The organism is Exiguobacterium sp. N4-1P (assembly GCF_002214325.1).
Window position 1 is genome coordinate 2,805,540 of record NZ_CP022236.1, and the last position, 19,515, is coordinate 2,825,054.

Sequence of the window (19,515 nt, forward strand, 5' to 3'; positions counted from 1 at the left end):
TTGGTTCCTCCTGAATTGACCGAGTGATGTTTTATTCACTATACCATCTAATCCAGAACCAAATTGTTTAAATTTCGATGACAGTTCTGCCTTGATGTGTCCCTTCAAGCAACGACTTGACGACTGCCGGAACATCACTCAACGCTTTCATTTGGACCATCTCGGCAATCGATAAATGCCAGTCGTTCGCGAGATGATTCCATAAACGCTCACGCTCTGTGATTGGTAACTGAACAGCATCGATTCCAATCAAACGAACACCACGTAAGATGAACGGATAGACGGTCATCGTCAGTTCAGCACCACCGACGTTACCGCACGTCGTGACGAGTCCACCGTATTGCACGTAACGGATGACTGAAGCAAGTAGCGGACCACCGACCGTGTCGATAATACCGGCATACAGTCCTTTTTTCAAAGGTCGCGTTGTTTCTTCCAGAAGTGACTGGCGTGAGATGACTTCCGCGACACCTGCTTGCTTCAAGCGGTCATGCTCGGCTTCTTTCCCGGTCACGGCATGGACTGTAAACCCGAGTTTCACGAGGAGTGCGACCGCAACGCTGCCGACGCCGCCCGTCGCTCCCGTTACGAGGACCGGACCACCTTGCGGTGCTGCACGTTGAACGAGTTCATCAATCGACTGGGCAGCTGTCAGACCGGCTGTTCCGTAACTCATCGCTTCAAGCGTCGTGATGCCGTTCGGTAGCGGCGTAATCCAGTCCGCCGGCACGCGGATATACTCCTGGAAACCACCCGATGTATTCATTCCGAAATCAAAGCCGTTGACGACGACCGCTTGTCCTTCGCTGAAGCGTTCATCAGATGACGTCACGACATGACCTGCCGCATCGACGCCTGGTGTATGTGGGTAATTTTTCGTCACCCCGCGATTTCCCGTGACGGATAACGCATCTTTGTAGTTGATGCACGAATAGGCGACACGAATCAACACATCACCTGCTGGTAAGTCGTCGACTTGTTTTTGTTCGAGTGCCCCGACGAATTGTCCTTCTTCCTCACGTACGACGAATGCTTTAAATGAATTTTTCATATCAATTCCTCCTTCAATATTTACTATTCCCCTAGCCTATACCCGAACCAAAGCAGTGGTCTACCTTTTTTTAAGGAATAACAAGATGTTATGCATAAAAAACCGCGATGCCGAAGCAATCGCGGTTTTTTGGCATCTGACGGAAAAAGTCTTTTCCGCAGGTAGTCAAAAGTGACAGGTAAACATGTCATCGGTCCGTGGTCATAGGTGTGCCGTGGCCGTTGTGATTCCCTTGTGGAAGCGTTTGAGAGTCAGAAATGCCATCCTTGATCAGGAGTCTCACCTGATCAAGGCTTACATATAACGGTGACCGTCAAAATCAATTTCCGTTCGGTAATTCGCGGCATTGATCGCATTCGAGATTCGGTGAGCAGCCCGCTCCATCTCTTGTGCCTTGATCCGGTATGCCTCAGGATCGTACAAAGCATGCCGGATGACCGTCGTTCCTTCAAATCCATACTGGAATTCGCGTTTCGGACGTGCGGCGAGTTCTTGGAACTGTGTCGCTTTTGCCCGTAATTGAGTCGCCAGTTCAATCGCTTCGACGAGCGGAATTGCTCCTTCTGTCGTCTCGATGGTCGTTGACAAGTTTGCTGCATAGACCAGCCGATCGAGTGTCCGCATATCACGCCGGACTGCATCCATCGACGACTCGACATCGAGTAACGTCCGTTCTTGACCAGTCGGTAGGGCCTCTCCTTTTTCAAGGTCGATGAATGCAATACGCTCCATCTCTTCGACTAGTTGCTCCAACTGTTTCCGTAAGATACTTTTTAGTTTCACCGCGTCTGCTAAGTACATTCTTCAGTCCCCCGTTTCCTGACCTTCTGTTCCATGATACGTCGGGACTTTCTAAAAGGTTTCATCGGAATCGGTTGAGATAATTTGAAAAATCATGTTTGATGTCTGTCAGCGCAGTCGATGACACTTGAATTGATTGTTTTGAATCATACCGGATTACCTCATATAGATGCTGCAGTTCGGTTGACGGATGAAAACCGATCCGTCCGAACCACTCGCTGAACGACTCCGTCTCCCGGCGTTTCAGCCGTGCCGGCAACTGACGATTGAACAAAACGACCTGTTGCCGAACTTGTTCGACAGGCAATGGCGGGAACGTTTCCTCTGAATCCACCTTAGTCTGTCGGTATTGCTGCGGTGGCGTTACTTCGTCTTCGAATACATCTTTTGGGCGACCGCGCCGTTTTCGGAAGCGACGGACGAGCAGGACAAGCAACAGGACAGCCGCTGCACTAAACCCGAGTAAGAAGTAAGGAAAGCCTCCGTCCTCTTCGACTCCCACACCTTTTTCAGCATGTTTAACTCCGAGTGAAATGAACTTAAATTTATCTTTAGGTTCCCCTCCCCCGTCACTCTTCTCATCCGTATCGTAACCATAAATCACACCCTCAGGTTTCGGTTCTTTCTTCCAAAGTAACTTCAGCCACCACCAGTCGAGCGGCTTGCTTTCACAATCTTCTCTGCACTGTTGCGCCGTCGCCGTCGCCGGAAAAACTTCGACATCACGCAGTGCCTGATACCCGGTCTCGGCTAACGGTTTCATGATCCCAAGTGCTAACAAAACTATACCCATCATCAACAGTAATCGACTTCGAAATCGCATGCTCCCACCTCTTTAATGTCATTTTTATCCATTATATAATGATTCGAGCCTAATTAACGGAATTTTTTGATTTTAATTAAAAAGGGCTTGAAGAACAGACGGGATGGGAAAAGGAATGTAGTGATTTTTAGAGAGGAGTTCAACCATGGTCATATTAGAAGCTACACACGATCCCTATCAAAACGGGCGATTGATTGCTGAATATACGGAAAGTAACACGAATCTTGCGGCCGTCACCCGTGCTGAACAATTGATGACCGAAAGCCCGTTCGTCGCACCGCGTCGTGCGCCGCATCCGAGCCGCTACTTACGTTCGTTAATCTCACCACTTTTTTTAACGGACCGCGCCAAACATATCTTGCCCCTGACGAAAGCATTCGTCAGTGAACAGGATGAGCCCCGCCCGAGCTGGTTTGGTCGACTGACCTATGAATTCGAACAACTGGCCTGTCAGGTCGAAAAAGTCGATGTCCGGACGTATGGGGCGATCGGGGACGGAAAGACCGACGACACGCTTGCCTTCAAGGAAGCACTTGCGGACGGACATCGGCAAGTCCACGTCCCTGCCGGCACGTACATCGTCCGCGGGATCCGGCTCCCGAACTTTACGATTTTGACGGGTGACGGGAAAGGCCGGACGATTATAAAATTGCATGATGCTGCCCCGAAAGGACGCCGGTTAATCACGAACCAAAATTACTTACTCGGTAATCATCATCTGCTCGTCGAAAAAATGACCCTCGACTGGAACATCGAGCGGATCGGTGATGCTAAAAAGAGCAGCACATGGGGCAACCATTCGAGTTGTCTGACTTACGCCCATGTGACGTACGGCTGGGTCTTCGACGTCGAGGCAGTCGATCCCGGGCTCCATTGTTTCGACATTTCGACACCTTACTACAATTACAACGGGGACGGCGCACGGGCGAATTTAAGTAGTTCCTTCATTTGGTTCGACGGCTTGACGGGATCCGGATTCGGCGACGATGGCATCACGACGCATCATAGCGATCACTTATTCATCTCGAACTGCTTCATGCATGACCCGAGCGGGCGAGCCCACGCCGTCGGCTTTTCGAATTCGAACGGAATCGAAATCGATGATGGATCGCGCGATGTCTGGTTGTTCAACAATGCGACGTCCCGTTGTTTCGGCGGACTCGAAATCAAGGCACATGCGACATCGTCCGCTGCTTCGACCGTCAAAATCGTCGGGCACCTCTCCATCGATGACCACCGTTCCTTCAATTTCCGCCATATCGGTCACCATCAAGCAACGGACCCGACGTCACAAACTGCCTATAACATCATTGCGACACGGCTCGTCGCGCAGACGCCTCAATATACACCGCTTTATGCAAACTCAAAACCGCGGGCACTCGTCGTCTCGGCATATCGGAACGTCGTCATTCATGACTTCACCGTCCTCGGTGACCCGAACTATGATTACCAGGAACAGCCGGTGATCGGTATCCAGTACAAAGCGGAAAACGTCACCTTGAGCCAAGTCAAGATGACGGGATTCCGTCAGGCTAAAACGGACATTCAAGTCTTCGGTGGTGAAAACGGTGCAGATGACGTCCGGCTCATCGATGTCCGGATTGAAGATTCTGCACGCCACGGGATTACGATTGGACCCCACATTGAACGCGTCCGTCTGACGAACGTCGCGATCAAAGGGGACGGGACGGTCGGCTTGAATGCTAAATCCGAACCGGAACTCGAACGCTTCATCGCAACCGGTTATCAAGTACCTGTCCGGACCCATCCGTCCGCATAAAAAAAGCTCTGCCTGACCTCGGTCAGTGCAGAGCTTTTTTTCATTGGGCGCGGAGATACGCGAGGACACGTGTATCGATTGTACGGTCCTGATGCTCACGCATCTCGAAATTCTCCGTATGCAGGTACGTCCGGAAAGCTTCTTCGAACGATCCCCGGTAACCGAGTTCGAGTAATTTATCCATCACTTCCGATTCAAGCGCCTCATCGATCGGCTTGATTTCTTCCGGTTTACTTGGTTGCAGGTAAAGGGTGTGCAGTTGATAAATCCGCTCGAGCTCTTGAATCGGACTCGGGTGATCGTCGACACGCAAATCGATGTAGCGGTCATTGAAACCACCATATCCACCGTTTTCCTTGACGACGAGGAGCGCAGCCGACTGCATTCCGCGTGAGTCACCGCCTGCTGCTTGTCCGGCAGCGAGGGCACGTAACAACCGTTCACCGAGCGGTCCATCCGTCGCCTCGAACACACGGGCCATCTCCTTGACCGTGTTGCCGTCGACTAAGATATTCCCTTGCGCGGCAAAGTGTTTACCGGCAATTCCGCCTGCCCAGTCGTTACAGGCGTCTCCCGTGAAAGTTGCGCTCCGACCAGTTGCGTCAACGATTCCGACTTGCCGCTCTGCCCGTCCTTCGTCCGCGTCCGTCAACAATTTTAAGACTTCTTCCGCCGACTTCCCTTCAGAAATCATCCGTAATCCTTCCGGACCGTATGTCGTATTCGCGAATGATTGGGTCGCGATTGCTCCGACACCTGCTTTTGCAAACGGGACGGCGCTGCCGACCGCAAGAAACTTCGATTGAACAGCGACTCCCCATGCTTGTTCTTTTTCACAATAGCCAACGATTGAATATGTCATGTTGAAATCCCCCTTATGAACTTATAACTAACGTTCGTCTTAGAAGTTCCCGATTCCTGCACGAAAAAAACCTTCCGCACCCATTGCACGGAAGGTCGGTGTTCATTGAATGCCTAAGGTGACGGCGAGAAGCAAGGCGACGCAGGCAAGTGTCACCCAAATCGCAAACAACTTCCAAACGAAACGTAACCATTTTTCATACGGAATGCCGGCGATTGCAAGGAATGCCATCAAATGGGCACTCGTCGGGAAAATCATATTCGTCAACCCATCTCCATACTGGAAGGCGAGGACTGCGACTTGTCGTTCAATCCCTAATAGATCGGCGAGCGGAGCCATGATGGGCATCGTCGTCGCTGCTTGTCCACTCCCGGATGGAATGAAGAAGTTCGTAATCAACTGGACGATGTACATGCCGATGACGGCAAGCGACGTCGGTAAATGTCCGACGGCGTTCGATAAACCGTAGATGACTGTGTCGATGACACGACCGTCTTCCAAGATGACGACGATTGCACGTGCGAAGCCGACGATTAAGGCACCGAACGTCACTGCTTTCGCCCCGTCAATCAAACTTTCGAACGTCCGATTGATACCGAGCGTCGCGATTCCGGCAAGCATACCGATGATGAGGAACGATGCCGTCAACTCCGTTAAGTACCAGCCCCACTCAAAGATTCCAATGACATTCAGTGTGATGCCACCAATCAAAACGATGAGGACGAACGCATGTTTCTTCGAAAACCGTGAAAATGTTGTCGTTACTTCTTCTTTCCGATGTTTCTCTAAGTCATAGACTAAGCTGCGCTCCGGATTTTTTTTAACCTTTTGGGCATAGTTCATGACATATAAAATCGTCACGAATAAAAAAGCCAAGTAGATTGCAGTCCGGTAACCAATCCCACTGAACAATGGAACTTCGGCAATCGACTGTGCAACACCAACCGTAAACGGATTAAGCATTCCGCCGGCAAATCCAACCGCTGCCCCGAGACTGACGATCGCTGCGCCCGTCATCGCATCGTAACCGAGTGCCCGGGCGAGCATGATACCGATCGGGACGAAAATAATCGTCTCTTCTGCCATGCCGATCGTCGCTCCAGCAATCGAAAAGACAAACATCGTCATCGGAATCATGATATGTCCCTTTTGACCAAATCGATTAATCAATTGATTGATTCCGGATTCGATTGCTCCCGTCTCCCGGATAATACCGAAGACACCACCGACGAGAAAGATATAGAAGATGATGCCAGCACCCGCTTCCATGCCTTTTGGTATCGCTTCAAACAACCCAAACAAATTAACGGGTGCCGACTCGACCGCCCGGTATGTACCATCGATGACGACCGTTTGTCCATCTTGTTTCTCACGATCAAATTGACCTGCTGGTAACGTATACGTCAAGATAACTGAAATCAGTAAAATCCCCATGATAATGGCATATGTATGAGGCATTTTAAAGAAAGAGCGTGAAGACGAATCTTCCTGGACTTTACGTTCGTTCATTTAGCTGCCTCCTCTCAAGTCTGAATCTAGCTACTCTTAAGATAATGCCCTATTTTTGGAAAAAGTAACAGGCATTCGAGGTGTTTTAATTTTTTTGTAACAAAAAAGAGAACTTTCGTTCGATTTAAACATAAAAAAAAAGCCTGACATTGCCAGACTTTTCTCCTACTTATTATGCAGTGAACATTTGAACATCAAGTGGTTTAGCGAGAACAGTTTGTGCAAATGCAACGAACTGTCCGAAATGTGCACTCGTGTTGTGTGATTCAATTGCTGCTTGATCTTCCCATTTCTCAATCATCATGAAGACATTTTCGTCTTCTGTGCTTTGGAACAGGTCATAGCTGACGTTTCCTGCTTCTAAGCGTGAACCTTCGATCAATGCTTTAGTAGCCTCCAAAAAATCAGTACGTTTTGCTGGTTGAACTTCTAATTTTGCTTCGATTGCGATCATGTAAATTCCTCCTTCAACTTTCGTTAACTTACATAGTTTAGCACCTCGATTATGCAAGTGCTATAAAGATGCTTAGAAGATTAATTTAATTCGATTTCGGGTAAAAAAATGTATCTTTTTTTGACACCAGAGAGGAGCACACACGATGAGTATCGAGCTTTTTCGTTTCGAGGACGATGGTGTGATTCCAAATAATCCACGTTACCCGGTTTTGATTTATCGTCATGTCTTCGAAGACCCTTCTGCCATCGAAAAAACCTTCCGTGCGAACAATTGGCAAAACAGCTGGGTCGACGGTATTTTTGATTTCCATCATTACCATAGTGTCGCTCATGAAGTCATCGGTATTCTCGAGGGACACGCCAGCATTCAGATTGGAGGACCGCTCGGGAAAACGTTTACGCTGACTGCTGGGGATGTCATCGTCTTACCTGCCGGAACCGGACATAAAGCGCTTGATACGAGTCGCCGCTTCAAAGTCATCGGTGCCTATCCGAATGGTCAAGACTACGATACGTTGACAGGTGAATCCTGCGAACGACCGGGTAATCTCGAGCGGATTGAACGCGTCGAGCGTCCATCGACCGACCCCGTTTATGGCCAGTCAGGTCCTTTGTTTGAGCATTGGTAAACAAACGATTGACGTTTTTTTCTTATCCATCCGTGGTAAAGCCTATTATTGTGAATTTTGGAGGAGGAAGCGAGAATGAATGGGACAGAACGGACGATTCTACTTGCCGCGTTAAAACAACAGACGGTAGCATTTCCCGATGCAACACACGTTCGGGCATTCGGTCAAGGAACGTGGCACATGGGTGAAGAACCGACAAAACGACAAGCGGAAATCGAAGCTTTGAACGTCGGACTCGACAGTGGAATGGAATTAATTGATACCGCAGAAATGTACGGTGAAGGGGCATCGGAACAATTAATCGGCGAAGCAATCGAAGGACGACGTGAAGAAGTGTTTCTCGTCTCGAAGGTTTATCCTCATAATGCTAGCGGAGACAAGTTACGCGAAGCATGTGAACGTTCGTTACGTAACCTGAAGACGGATTATCTCGATCTTTACTTACTCCACTGGCGCGGTGACATCCCGCTTCAAGAGACGATCGATGGTCTCGAGCAGTTGAAGGCAGAAGGAAAAATTCGCCGCTGGGGTGTCTCGAACTTCGATGTCGCAGATATGAAAGAGTTACTTGCGTTAGAAAACGGCGATCAATGTGCCGTTAACCAAGTACTTTATCACCTTGGCTCACGCGGGATTGAATACGAATTGATGCCGCTTTTAAAAGAGCACGGCATTCCAGTCATGGCGTACTGCCCATTAGCAGAAGGCGGGAGTCTCCGGGAGAAGCTACTTGATCACCCGACCGTTGAACGCCTTGCTGAAACACATGGTGTCGACCCGGCACAAATCCTACTCGCCTTCGTCGTGCGGAGTGGTGATGTCATCGCCATTCCGAAAGCCGGTCAGGCGAAGCACGTCGAAGAAAATGGTCGTGCCGCACTCTTACAACTAACTGATGAAGAATTCGCAGCACTTGATGAAGCATTCCCTGCTCCAACTAAAAAAGAATCGCTCGATATCGTCTAAGGAGGAATTTGCTTATGGATACGAAAGTCAAACTCGGAAAATCAGATCTCATGGTTCACCCGATCGGTCTCGGAACAAATGCCGTCGGGGGGCATAACCTTTACCCGAATCTCGATGAACAAGCAGGACGCGATTTAGTCCGTGTCGCCTTGATGAACGGCATCAACTTTTTAGATACGGCCTTTATTTACGGACCAGAACGTTCAGAAGAACTTGTTGGTGAAACGTGGAGCGAGACGGTCGAACGCAAAGACGTCATCCTCGCAACGAAAGGCGCGCACAAAATCGTCGACGACGAGGTCGTCATCGATAACTCACCCGAGTTTTTGAAACAGTCGGTCGAAGAGAGCCTGAAGCGTTTAAAAACGGATTACATCGACTTGTTCTACATCCACTTCCCAGATGAAGCGACACCAAAAGATCAAGCAGTCGCTGCACTTGCCGAATTAAAGGAACAAGGAAAAATCCGAGCGATCGGTGTCTCGAACTTCTCACTCGAACAATTAAAAGAAGCCAATAAAGACGGGCACGTCGACGTATATCAAGGCGAGTACAACTTGTTCAAGCGGGATGCAGAAAAAGAAATCCTGCCTTATATCCGCGAACACGGGATTTCATTTGTTCCGTACTTCCCGCTCGCTGCCGGATTACTTGCCGGAAAATATGATGAAAATACGAAGTTCGATGATTTACGTGCGAAGGATCCCCTTTTCCAAGAAGATGTCTTCAAAGACAACTTAGCAAAAGTCGAGCTACTTCGCCCGATTGCAAAAGAAAAAGAGGTTGACGTCGCGCATGTCGTCCTCGCTTGGTACCTTGCGCAAGATGGCATCGATGCCATCATTCCTGGTGCAAAACGTGCCGACCAAGTAACAGATACGCTCCGAACGATTGAAGTCGAGCTGACGGATGCAGACATTAAAAAAATCGATCAAATCTTTAGTTAACGCCATGCAAACCCTCGGTCGCAAGATGACCGGGGGCTTGTTCATGAGCAAATAGCGCGAAAATCAAAAAGACAACACGTATGATAACAACAGAGGAGGCGATTTTGAAATGAAACATCATTTTCACTTAACAGCAGACTGGCCGGGAAACCGAAATGACATCGGCGACATCGAGACCGGTGACTTAAAAACGAAGATTTCGATTCCGGAAGCGATGGACGGTCCTGGCGTCGGAACGAATCCGGACGAAATGTTACTTGGCGCAGCCGCGACCTGCTACATCATCACGCTTGCCGCGATGCTCGAGCGCAGCAACATCAAAAAAGTATCGCTGACGATGGAGTCTGAAGGCATCGTCGATGTGACGAACGGGGTCTTTACGTATGATCAAATCATTCATCGTCCCACGTTGATTTTACCTGCCGATACGACAGAGGCAATGGTCAAGATGGCACGTCGCCTCGCGGAAAAAGCGGAAGGTTCGTGCATGATTACCCGTGCGCTTGCAGGAAATGTAAAAGTCTCGCTTGAAGCGATGATTGAAGTCGAAGCTTAATCGATGACTTTCTCCATATAAAAATAGATTTTTATACTTCGCTCAATTTTGGCAACGTGCTTTCCTACGGGATTCGCGTTGCCCTTTTTCATTAGAAAATCTTTCTCTAAATAAAGAGCGGTCTGAACCTGTCTAAAAAAGATTCTTCCTTTTTTCGTGCTTTCCTCGGGCGAGGCGCAAGCCGAGGCTCCTTATTCTGACGAATAATGAACCTGGTCTCGCTTGCCTCTGTCAGCGCGAAAACGCGCTTCTTCCCGTAGGAGTCACGAAAAGGTAATCTTTTTTTACATCATCGTTTCAGTAAAATTAAGAAAAGAAAAAAGTCTCCAATTATTTTGAACAATTGCCGAGTAATTTTCATTTGGAATTAGATTGTTGCTGCACGATTTCCAATTACTTCGTATACTGAATTTAGTTTGGAATTTATTGGAGGTAGTCAAGATGTCTTCGTTTCAGGAACAATTACAGAATCAACACTCTACAACAGATTCTTCTACAAAAAGCTCACCTATTCAAACAGCAGATTATACAACAGAGCTCTTAACTCATTTAAATGAGCTTTTTTATAAATCGATTGTCGATCTTCAACAAAATCAGTTGACTGAAGAAATGATCGAAACTACAAACCGTTGGCTATCCGCATTAAATGAACCAAGCTTGACGGTTCCATTACAACGACAGTTAACAGCGTCTTCAACACCGCTCCCACTTCAATATGAAAAATCATTAAGAGCTTGGGATTTAATCGCACCCGGTCAGGAAAATCAAGAAAAGTTATTACACCATTTGATTGATGAGTTGACTACTGCTCAATCAGCGGACTGGATGGTGAGTTTCACTCGACATTCTGGTATTCAAGCGTTAGTCCCAGCATTTCAAGAAGCGGAACGATTAAACAAACCAATTCGTGTTCTCACTTCGTTTTATATGAACATCACTGAAGCGAAAGCACTTCGTACACTGATGCAATTCCGTAATATTGAGATCAAAATTTACGAACCGATCAAAAAGAATCAAGCATTCCATCCGAAGGCATATTTATTTACACGAGAAACTGATTTACATAGTGCCATTATTGGTTCCTCTAATTTATCAAAATCAGCACTTACAAATGGCCTTGAATGGAATGTCCGAATTCCTCATTCTCCGCTTACTTCTCTTGTCTCTCAAGCACAGACGTTGTTTACTAATTTATGGACGAGCGACGAAGCAATCACATGTACAACAGAAATTTTAGAACAGTATGAACAACATCATTTAAATACGCCAAAGATCAAACAGTTTGTTGTAAACGACCGTGTTGCTGAAGACTCTGTGGACTATGACACGATCCACCCTAATGAGATGCAGCTCCCGGCCTTAGAACAGCTTCACCGGTTGCGCTTAAAAAAACAAACTAAAGCCATGGTGATCGCTGCGACAGGAACAGGTAAAACATATTTAGCTGCTTTTGATGTAAAACAATTTGAAGCTAAACGTGTACTCTTTATTGCGCATCGCGGGAAGTTACTGACCCAGGCAGAACAAACATTTAAAAAGATCTTTACCGATTCAGGGTCTACTTTCGGTCGCTACCAAGCAGATCAAAAAGAAATGGATAAGCAATTTACCTTTGCTACCGTTCAAACTTTTTCCAAAGAAATTCATTTAGCACAATTTCCCCCTTCAACATTCGACTATATTATTATCGATGAGTTTCATCATGCAGCATCAGAATCGTATCAAAAGGTTCTGAATCACTTTACACCGAAGTTTTTACTCGGTATCACAGCAACTCCAGAACGAATGGACGGACTAAATATCTTTAAATTAGTCGATCATAACATCGCGTATGAAATTCGTCTCTATGATGCACTGGCTCAAGATTTATTAACTCCGTTTCATTACTTCGGGATTCAAGATGATGAAGAAATCGACTATGAAATGATTCCCCAAAAAAATGGACTTTATATTGAGAAAGATTTAGTTCAAGCACTTGAACGGTCTTCCCGAACGGAATATATCCTCGAGATGATCAATAAGTTCGGCAATAGTGGTTCTACCCAAGTCGGTCTTGGATTTTGTGTCAATATCAATCATGCTGAATTTATGGCTTCTGAATTTAATAAGCACCACATCGAAGCATTGGCGCTCACAAGTAATCAAAGTGAAGTAGAGCGAGAACAAGCCATTCAGCGGTTAGAAGACGAACATGATCCATTATCTTTCATCTTCACAGTCGATTTATTTAATGAAGGGGTCGATATTCCTAAAATTAACTTGATGCTTTTCTTACGTCCGACGGAATCACCAACAATTTTCATTCAACAGCTTGGGCGTGGATTACGGAAGCATGATTCGAAAGAATATGTAACGATTTTAGACTTTATCGGGAACAGTCAACGTGCTTTTGTAGCCCCACTCGTTTTATCCGGACAACAATCGTTCCATTCCATTGATCGTTATCATGTAGCAAACGCTGTCCAAAATCACTTCCCGATCCTACCAGAAGGATCACTTGCGATTCTCGATCGTGTAACCGAAAACTTTATTATCGAGCAAATGAAGAAAATTGAGTTTTCTACAAGTAAACAGCTACGTGAAAGTTATCAGCGCCTTACGACAATGATTGGTGATACACCATCACTCAATGACTTAGTGACACACCGTGATGCTCCCGCCATTGAAGCAATCATTCAACAATGGAAAAGTGTACTACGATTAAAGCAACTTGAGAAAGTCGCAACGGATGAAGAACTCTCCCTTTTACTTAATCCGGATGCACGAAAAGTCATTGAACATATCGAAAGTTGGTTCCCAATCCGTGAGCCCTTTAGTTTATTGATGATGCAGTTACTTTTAAATCAAGAAACGATTTCGGTCGATGACGTTATTCAGGCAGCTGCAAACCGCTTTGCGATTCCAACTTCTGCATTGTCCCATCGTTCGTCTCTTATTCAGCATTTATTCAAACGATGGTCGACACCACTTAAAAATGACCGTCTACCGTTACTTGTTGTATTAGACGATGGACGATTCCAGCTTTCAACGCAAATGACAGAAGCGTTATCATCCAATGAACACTTAGCTTCATACTTAAATGAATTGATTCAGGCTGGACTGCATGCTTTTGAACAACTATCGGGAGGTGAAGTCTGGTTAGCAAGTGATCAATCATTGATTTCACGAATGACGTATAGCCGCTCTGTCATACAGCGTTTACTTGAGTCACCACATCAAGAAGGAAGGTGTCGCGCAAGCAGGGGAAGATTATGTACTGTTCGTTAACCTACACAAAAACGAATCAATTGAAGATCAACTGAATTACCAAGATTACTTCATTGATAAAAATCATTTCCATTGGCAATCTCAAAGCATTGCGACTGCACATGGAAAAGCAGGAGAACTCTATCGTCACCATCAGGAGCGTGGCATTAAAGTTCACCTATTTATTCGTAAAGCAGAAAAAGAACAAGGCCGTTCATTACCCTTTACGTATTTTGGTGAGTTGATTCATAAAAGTAGTCATGGTTCTAAACCAATCAACGTAGAGTGGATCTTAAAAGAGCCTTTGACGGCGGAAGAATTTATTTCGTGGAAAAAACTTTCATAATTTTTTCAACAGCCGGAATATCTGCCGGCGCCCACTCTAACTGTTGTAAATCTTGAACGCGTAACCATCTAAGTTCCGCATGTTCTAACGCTTTAGGTGTACCTGCAACAATTTCCGCATAATATGTCGACAGCTCAACAATGATTTTTTCGTATTCATAAAGTGTTGTTTCAATATGTTCTTTCACTTGAATCGTACAATTTAATTCTTCGTTGATTTCACGGGAGAGCGACTGTTCTGGTCGTTCTCCTTGTTCGATTTTCCCGCCAGGAAACTCCCACAAGTTCGGTAACGACATCGCTTCACTTCGTAAGGCACAGAGTACTTCATTGCTTGAATTAAATATTACAGCACCGACAACTTGGATTGTTTTTTTCAAAATAACGTCCACCCTTTCTTTAAATCTTGTCTACAGCATTCAATATAAGTATAGAAGATGATTGATTTTATACCTGAGTTAAAAGAAGATCATCTTCGTAATTACGAAGGCGGTCTTTTTTCGAAGCAGAACCTTCGTTTCCACTCGACTCCTATGGGAAAAGAAAACATGACCGGTCATGTTTTCGTCAGAGCTGAACAAGACCCGAATCGGGACAAGCATTGGACCGCTTCGCGGCTTGTTGCTCGCCCATGGAAAGCGAGTGGAAAGAGATGGTTCGTTGAAGAACGTTCACTTAAGAACGTTCACTTAAATTATCTCCACCTGGATCATCTTGAATTATCCACAGAAACCGACGAAGGACATGTTAAATATCTATCGATTTGAATTATCCACATGTGGACAACTTTTCCTATGCTATAATTTGACTACTTATCCACAATTAGAAATGAGGAATTCACGTGCCACGCGAAATCTATCCTGTCGTCGTCAAAGCGACGGCTATCGAACAAATCAAAAATGGTCAGCCTTTACTTTATAAAGAACTGTTCCAAAAAAGTAACCACCTCAAAGAAGCCGGTGCGCTACTTCGACTTACTACAGAAGATAAAGAATACCTTGCGACCGGCTATTTTGGCAAGCAAGAAAAAGGACTCGGCTGGTTGCTCTCGACGGACGAGATTCAAGAAATCGATGACGTCTTCTTTAAAGAAAAAATCGAGGTTGCTCTCGACCGGCGCGATGCTTTTTTTGAGAACGAACTCATCGATACGTTCCGTGTCTTCAATGGTTCAGGTGACGGCATCGGTGGTTTGACAATCGATTGTTTTGATCACCACTACTTGATCACGTTCGAAAATGAAGGCATCTATTCATTTAAGCAGGAAATCGTCTCTGCCCTTGAGTCGTTAATCCACTTTAAGAGCATCTACGAAAAACGTGCCTTCCAAGTCGATGGTCAGCCCGTCAAAGGCGATGATTTCTTAGCCGGTGAACGGGGAGATTTCCCGGAAGTCCTCGAGGAGAACAGTCTTCCGCTTCTCTATCACCTGGACGCCGGCATGCGGACGGGTCTCGACATTAACCAACGCGACCTTCGTGCCATCGTCAAACAACATGCGACAGGACAAAATGTCTTGAACCTGTTTTCCGATACAGGGACGTTGACAGCCGCTGCGCTGCTTGGTGGAGCGCTTGAGACGACGAGCGTCGATTTCTCGACCCGGAGCCGGAACAAGACGATTGAACAACTTGAACTGCATCAGCTTGATCCAGCGGCGCAAACAATCCTCGTCCAAGATGCGTTTGATTACATCGATCAAGCTGATAAGAAAACACGTTTTGATTTTGTCATCGTCCATCCACCGGCACTCGTCAAAACACAAGCACGCCACTTCCGTGCCGAAGTCGATTTACCCGCTTTAATCCAACAAACGATTCACATGACGCATCGCGGTGGACTGTTGTTGATTACGACGGATTGTCAGCTATTTGATCAACAGCGCTTCATGAAAATGGTCGAACAAGCTTTCAAGAAACTTCGTCAAACGTACGAAATCGTTTGGGAAAGTTCCTCGCTTGAAGACTTTCCGGAGCATCCTTCGATGAAAGAAGCGGAACGTAAAGCCGTTCTTGTCCGCCGTAAATAAGCTCAAAACAAATAATTCTGCTAATCTTCTATCGATTAGCAGAATTATTTTTTGTATTAAAAGGAAAAATAAACCAAACGCCGAATCTTTTAGGTTAGTCGACATTCTGATTACACATCATATACGCTGACCTTTCCGAAATGCGAGTGTTGGTCGAAGGTTTTATACGCTTCGTTTAACGCTTCCACTTGGCGCGGGACACGCGAATCGATTCGAAGTTCAATCGTTCCGTCTGCGACTAAACCGGCGACTTCCGTAAGGTGTTCTTGTTGGCGGCGCATCTCATCTGCTTTTCCTTTTAACAACGGCAATGCGACGAATAAGGCTTCAAGCGTCAATGCCTTACTATGCATTTGCGTCAAATCTTGTGTCGTCCGTGTCGCGATTGAGATGATTTTCCCGCGTTCCTTCGCTAAGACGAACGACTCTTGTAAATGATCACCGCCCACCGTATCGATGACGACGTCGAAACCGTCAGGCGCAACACGTTCGAGTAGCGCTTCACTCGTTTCGTCGTGATACCGATGGACTTGTATCCCATGTCCTTCTAGCCAGTTCGCTTTTTCATCATTCGCGGCACTCGCCGTCACGTCGCACCCGTAATGTTTTGCAAGCTGAACGACGAGATGACCAACCCCACCTGTTCCACCGACGACATACAGTCGCATCCCGTGTTGAACCATAGCCCGTTCTTTTAAAGCCTCCATCGCCGTTAAACCAATCACGGGCAGGCATCCGGCAATTTCCGAACGCAGTGCTGCTGGTTTTAAGATGGCCATGCTTTCCGGGACAAGCATCTCTTCCCCGAGTGCACCGGATCGTTCGCCTAATCCGCCTCCGAAGGCGATGACGTGATCGCCGACAGAAAAAGTCGTCACACTCGATCCAATTTCGATGACTTCCCCCGTTACATCGCCCTGGAGAATTCCAGTTGTCGGAGCTGCAGCCACATGACCGAAAAACATCTTCGTATCAAGTGGATTTAAGCTCGTCCCCGTAACACGAACGCGTAAATCGTAATCCCCCGTTTCAGCGAGTGTGACGTCTTTTTCTGTTAACGTAGCGTCTGTCCCATACTGATCGACAACAAATGCTTTCATCTGTACTCCCCCTTTTTTCTTTCCCATTTTAGCATGGTTCAGAATACTCGAATATTATCGCTTCATGATATGATGAACGTAACTCAACTCAGAAAGGACGTTTTTTCATTGAAACAAGATTTGATTCGTCGATTGACTACATATGCAAAAATCGACACACAATCCAGCTATGAAAGCACGACCGTCCCGACGACGGAAGGACAGTGGACACTCGCTCGTCTTCTCGTTGAAGAATTAACAGAAATCGGCATGACGGATGTCACGGTCGACGCCAATGGTTACGTCATGGCGACACTCCCTGCGAATACAGACGCCGACATTCCGACGATCGGTTTTCTCGCCCATCTCGATACGGCGACGGATTTTACAGGAACGAACGTCAATCCGCAGCTCGTCGATGCATATGACGGAGGACCGATTGTCTTAAATGACGCGATTCCCGTCGTACTGTCACCGAACGATTTCCCATCCTTGACGAACTACGTCGGGCATACCTTGATGACGACGGATGGGACGACATTACTCGGCGCCGACAATAAAGCCGGGATTGCCGAAATCATGACGGCGATGGCTTACTTGATTGCCCATCCGGAAGTGAAACACGGACGGATTCGTGTCGCCTTCACGCCTGACGAAGAAATCGGTCGCGGACCGCATCATTTTGATGTCGAAGCATTTGATGCCCAGTTTGCTTATACCGTCGACGGTGGACCACTCGGTGAACTCGAATATGAGAGTTTCAACGCGGCAGGTGCTAAAATCACGTTCCATGGAACGAACGTTCATCCAGGTACAGCAAAAGATAAGATGGTCAATTCACAAAAACACGCGATGGCCTTCCAAAACCGCTTACCGGGTGATGAAGCGCCCGAGTTCACGGAAGGGTTCGAGGGTTTCTATCATTTAATTTCCTTTGATGGATCCGTCGAAAAGACGATCGTCCATTACATCGTCCGTGACTTCGATCGCCATAACTTCGAGGCACGAAAACACTTCTTAACGGCGCTCGTCGAGGAATGGAACAAAAAGTACGGCGCCGGTAGTGTCGAAATGGAATTAAATGATCAATACTACAACATGCGGGAGAAAATCGAACCGCACATGCACATCATTGACATCGCGCATGCTGCAATGGAGTCGCGTGGTATCACACCAATCATCAAGCCGATCCGTGGCGGAACGGACGGTTCGCAGCTGTCCTACATGGGATTACCGACACCGAACATCTTCACAGGTGGCGAAAATTATCACGGGAAATTCGAATTCATTTCTGTCGACAACATGGTGAAGGCGACAGAAGTCATCGTCGCCATCGCAAACGGGTTCGCTGAAAAAAAATAAGTACCTTCACACGTGCGGCCCTGCTGAATCAGCAGGGCCGCTTGCTTATTATTCGGAAGATGCTTTTCGTTTCAAGTGATAAATGTAACCGAGTAAAAGAACGATGATGGAAAGCGAAACGATCATTAACATTTTCGATGTGTCTCCAAGGAACGAATTCGGATGTTGTTCGACGTCAGGAACCGTTTTTTTCATCTGTTCCACTTGTTTTTCACTAATTGTAAAATCATCCTGCCACGTCCAGTTTTTTTCTTTCCCGACCACTTTAACATCGAGTTGATATGCTCCCGGCTTCAAAATTCCCATTGATGTAAGTGGGAACGTCATGTATGTCGTCGGAGCGAATTGAGCCGTCATTTCTTTACGAACGATGACCTTTCCACCTTTTTTGACGACAGCTTCCACCTGAAATTTTTCACTGATGCCAGGTGCTTGGTTCGCGAGGGTGACGAGGACGCTCGGACGAGACAGGTAGGAAGTTGCTTTTACTCCCTCGAACAGCAAATCCGGTTCAATCTCCCGGATTGATGATCGAACCTTTACACCAATGACGTACGCTTGGCGACTTTGAACACCGACTTCTGCGGATGCCTCTTCTGGTTTGTCCTGTTTCTTGATTTCAATACCTGCGAGCAGGACCCCTTCAATCGCTCGTTTCGGCAAATTCAGCTTCAACGAAACGATTTTCGACTCCCCTGCTTTAATTGTAATCGGCTTTTCCGAGACGCGAGCTAACTCAGATAGGGACACTTCCGCGAGCGTCAATGGTTCTTTCTCTTCATATACAATCAATCCGTTCCCGTTCGTCGTCGCATTTCGGAGCGAGACAAGATAGGACTGATCGTCTGATCCGTGATTATAAATCCGAATTTTCATATCGGTTCGTTGTTCCGGAGGTATCCTTAAATCGAAATACGTGACACCGGAATCCACTTGAAATTCATTCGGTATCGCTTCAACCGAAAAATTGACGTTACTCTCGGCACTGACGACTACTCCGGTCATGAATAGATAGATGACTCCACTGAATCCAACAAGATACTCTATACCACGTTTAATCAACCCATCCCCTCC

Annotated in this window: 16 protein-coding genes and 1 pseudogene; 8 read left to right on the plus strand and 9 right to left on the minus strand. The window is 46.7% G+C overall.

Going from position 1 to position 19,515, the window contains the following annotated elements; genetic code table 11:
* Positions 1-67: 67 nt before the first annotated feature.
* The 3 genes from A0126_RS14365 to A0126_RS14375 all read right to left on the minus strand — a co-directional run bounded on the left by A0126_RS14365 (position 68) and on the right by A0126_RS14375 (position 2,675).
* Complete coding sequence (locus A0126_RS14365; protein WP_088838208.1) at positions 68-1,051, minus strand: YhdH/YhfP family quinone oxidoreductase; 984 nt, start codon at positions 1,049-1,051, stop codon at positions 68-70.
* A gap of 294 nt (positions 1,052-1,345) precedes the next feature.
* Positions 1,346-1,852, minus strand: coding sequence for a hypothetical protein (locus A0126_RS14370; protein WP_088838209.1), 507 nt, complete (start codon positions 1,850-1,852; stop codon positions 1,346-1,348).
* A gap of 61 nt (positions 1,853-1,913) precedes the next feature.
* Positions 1,914-2,675: a hypothetical protein gene (locus A0126_RS14375; protein WP_088838210.1), complete on the minus strand. Its 762-nt coding sequence runs from the start codon at positions 2,673-2,675 to the stop codon at positions 1,914-1,916.
* A 145-nt stretch (positions 2,676-2,820) separates the two neighbouring features.
* Here A0126_RS14375 and A0126_RS14380 point away from each other — a divergent pair, with 145 nt between their 5' ends.
* A complete protein-coding gene (locus A0126_RS14380; RefSeq protein ID WP_204251408.1) occupies positions 2,821-4,455 on the plus strand; it encodes a glycosyl hydrolase family 28-related protein in 1,635 nt (544 codons plus the stop codon).
* 40 nt (positions 4,456-4,495) lie between these two features.
* Here the strand turns inward: A0126_RS14380 and A0126_RS14385 are convergent, their stop codons facing one another.
* From A0126_RS14385 to A0126_RS14395, 3 genes are all read right to left on the minus strand, one after another.
* Positions 4,496-5,317 (minus strand): DUF1028 domain-containing protein, encoded by an 822-nt coding sequence (locus A0126_RS14385; RefSeq protein WP_088838211.1) that lies wholly within the window; start codon positions 5,315-5,317, stop codon positions 4,496-4,498.
* 102 nt (positions 5,318-5,419) lie between these two features.
* Positions 5,420-6,826 carry a YfcC family protein gene (locus tag A0126_RS14390; protein WP_088838212.1) on the minus strand — a complete coding sequence of 469 codons (1,407 nt, stop codon included), beginning with the start codon at positions 6,824-6,826 and terminating at the stop codon, positions 5,420-5,422.
* 172 nt (positions 6,827-6,998) lie between these two features.
* Positions 6,999-7,280, minus strand: coding sequence for a putative quinol monooxygenase (locus A0126_RS14395; protein ID WP_088838213.1), 282 nt, complete (start codon positions 7,278-7,280; stop codon positions 6,999-7,001).
* Positions 7,281-7,425: 145 nt separating this feature from the next.
* Here A0126_RS14395 and A0126_RS14400 point away from each other — a divergent pair, with 145 nt between their 5' ends.
* From A0126_RS14400 to A0126_RS14420, 5 genes and pseudogenes are all read left to right on the plus strand, one after another.
* The gene (locus A0126_RS14400; protein WP_088838214.1) at positions 7,426-7,911 is read left to right on the plus strand and encodes a cupin domain-containing protein; all 486 of its coding nucleotides are present in this window, start codon (positions 7,426-7,428) and stop codon (positions 7,909-7,911) included.
* A 75-nt stretch (positions 7,912-7,986) separates the two neighbouring features.
* A complete protein-coding gene (locus tag A0126_RS14405) occupies positions 7,987-8,877 on the plus strand; it encodes an aldo/keto reductase (RefSeq protein WP_088838215.1) in 891 nt (296 codons plus the stop codon).
* A gap of 14 nt (positions 8,878-8,891) precedes the next feature.
* Positions 8,892-9,824, plus strand: coding sequence for an aldo/keto reductase (locus A0126_RS14410; protein ID WP_088838216.1), 933 nt, complete (start codon positions 8,892-8,894; stop codon positions 9,822-9,824).
* Positions 9,825-9,933: 109 nt separating this feature from the next.
* Positions 9,934-10,380, plus strand: a complete 447-nt coding sequence (locus A0126_RS14415) for an OsmC family protein (RefSeq protein ID WP_088838217.1) — start codon at positions 9,934-9,936, stop codon at positions 10,378-10,380.
* A gap of 609 nt (positions 10,381-10,989) precedes the next feature.
* Positions 10,990-13,972: pseudogene (locus A0126_RS14420) on the plus strand (DUF3427 domain-containing protein).
* Here the strand turns inward: A0126_RS14420 and A0126_RS14430 are convergent.
* Positions 13,947-14,351, minus strand: a complete 405-nt coding sequence (locus tag A0126_RS14430) for a (deoxy)nucleoside triphosphate pyrophosphohydrolase (RefSeq protein ID WP_088838220.1) — start codon at positions 14,349-14,351, stop codon at positions 13,947-13,949. The pseudogene A0126_RS14420 and the gene A0126_RS14430 sit on opposite strands and share 26 nt — an antisense overlap.
* 461 nt (positions 14,352-14,812) lie before the next feature.
* Here A0126_RS14430 and A0126_RS14440 point away from each other — a divergent pair, with 461 nt between their 5' ends.
* The gene (locus tag A0126_RS14440) at positions 14,813-16,000 is read left to right on the plus strand and encodes a class I SAM-dependent rRNA methyltransferase (protein ID WP_088838222.1); all 1,188 of its coding nucleotides are present in this window, start codon (positions 14,813-14,815) and stop codon (positions 15,998-16,000) included.
* A gap of 110 nt (positions 16,001-16,110) precedes the next feature.
* Here A0126_RS14440 and A0126_RS14445 read toward each other — a convergent pair whose 3' ends face one another.
* A complete protein-coding gene (locus tag A0126_RS14445) occupies positions 16,111-17,100 on the minus strand; it encodes a zinc-binding dehydrogenase (RefSeq protein WP_088838223.1) in 990 nt (329 codons plus the stop codon).
* A 108-nt stretch (positions 17,101-17,208) separates the two neighbouring features.
* On the opposite strand from A0126_RS14445, the gene pepT reads away from it, so the two are divergent.
* Complete coding sequence (gene pepT, locus A0126_RS14450; RefSeq protein WP_088838224.1) at positions 17,209-18,441, plus strand: peptidase T; 1,233 nt, start codon at positions 17,209-17,211, stop codon at positions 18,439-18,441.
* A 48-nt stretch (positions 18,442-18,489) separates the two neighbouring features.
* On the opposite strand, the gene A0126_RS14455 is transcribed toward pepT, so the two are convergent.
* Positions 18,490-19,503: a WxLIP family cell surface protein gene (locus A0126_RS14455; RefSeq protein ID WP_088838225.1), complete on the minus strand. Its 1,014-nt coding sequence runs from the start codon at positions 19,501-19,503 to the stop codon at positions 18,490-18,492.
* Between the last annotated feature and the right edge of the window lie 12 nt (positions 19,504-19,515).

Excerpts from the sequence above, each read along its gene's own strand:
- A0126_RS14395 (WP_088838213.1), bottom strand. The coding sequence starts at position 7,280 with ATGATCGCAATCGAAGCAAAATTAGAAGTTCAACCAGCAAAACGTACT.
- A0126_RS14365 (WP_088838208.1), bottom strand. The coding sequence starts at position 1,051 with ATGAAAAATTCATTTAAAGCATTCGTCGTACGTGAGGAAGAAGGACAA.
- A0126_RS14400 (WP_088838214.1), top strand. The coding sequence starts at position 7,426 with ATGAGTATCGAGCTTTTTCGTTTCGAGGACGATGGTGTGATTCCAAAT.
- A0126_RS14375 (WP_088838210.1), bottom strand. The coding sequence starts at position 2,675 with ATGCGATTTCGAAGTCGATTACTGTTGATGATGGGTATAGTTTTGTTA.
- A0126_RS14415 (WP_088838217.1), top strand. The coding sequence starts at position 9,934 with ATGAAACATCATTTTCACTTAACAGCAGACTGGCCGGGAAACCGAAAT.
- A0126_RS14385 (WP_088838211.1), bottom strand. The coding sequence starts at position 5,317 with ATGACATATTCAATCGTTGGCTATTGTGAAAAAGAACAAGCATGGGGA.
- A0126_RS14380 (WP_204251408.1), top strand. The coding sequence starts at position 2,821 with ATGGTCATATTAGAAGCTACACACGATCCCTATCAAAACGGGCGATTG.
- A0126_RS14370 (WP_088838209.1), bottom strand. The coding sequence starts at position 1,852 with ATGTACTTAGCAGACGCGGTGAAACTAAAAAGTATCTTACGGAAACAG.
- A0126_RS14390 (WP_088838212.1), bottom strand. The coding sequence starts at position 6,826 with ATGAACGAACGTAAAGTCCAGGAAGATTCGTCTTCACGCTCTTTCTTT.
- A0126_RS14410 (WP_088838216.1), top strand. The coding sequence starts at position 8,892 with ATGGATACGAAAGTCAAACTCGGAAAATCAGATCTCATGGTTCACCCG.
- A0126_RS14405 (WP_088838215.1), top strand. The coding sequence starts at position 7,987 with ATGAATGGGACAGAACGGACGATTCTACTTGCCGCGTTAAAACAACAG.
- A0126_RS14445 (WP_088838223.1), bottom strand. The coding sequence starts at position 17,100 with ATGAAAGCATTTGTTGTCGATCAGTATGGGACAGACGCTACGTTAACA.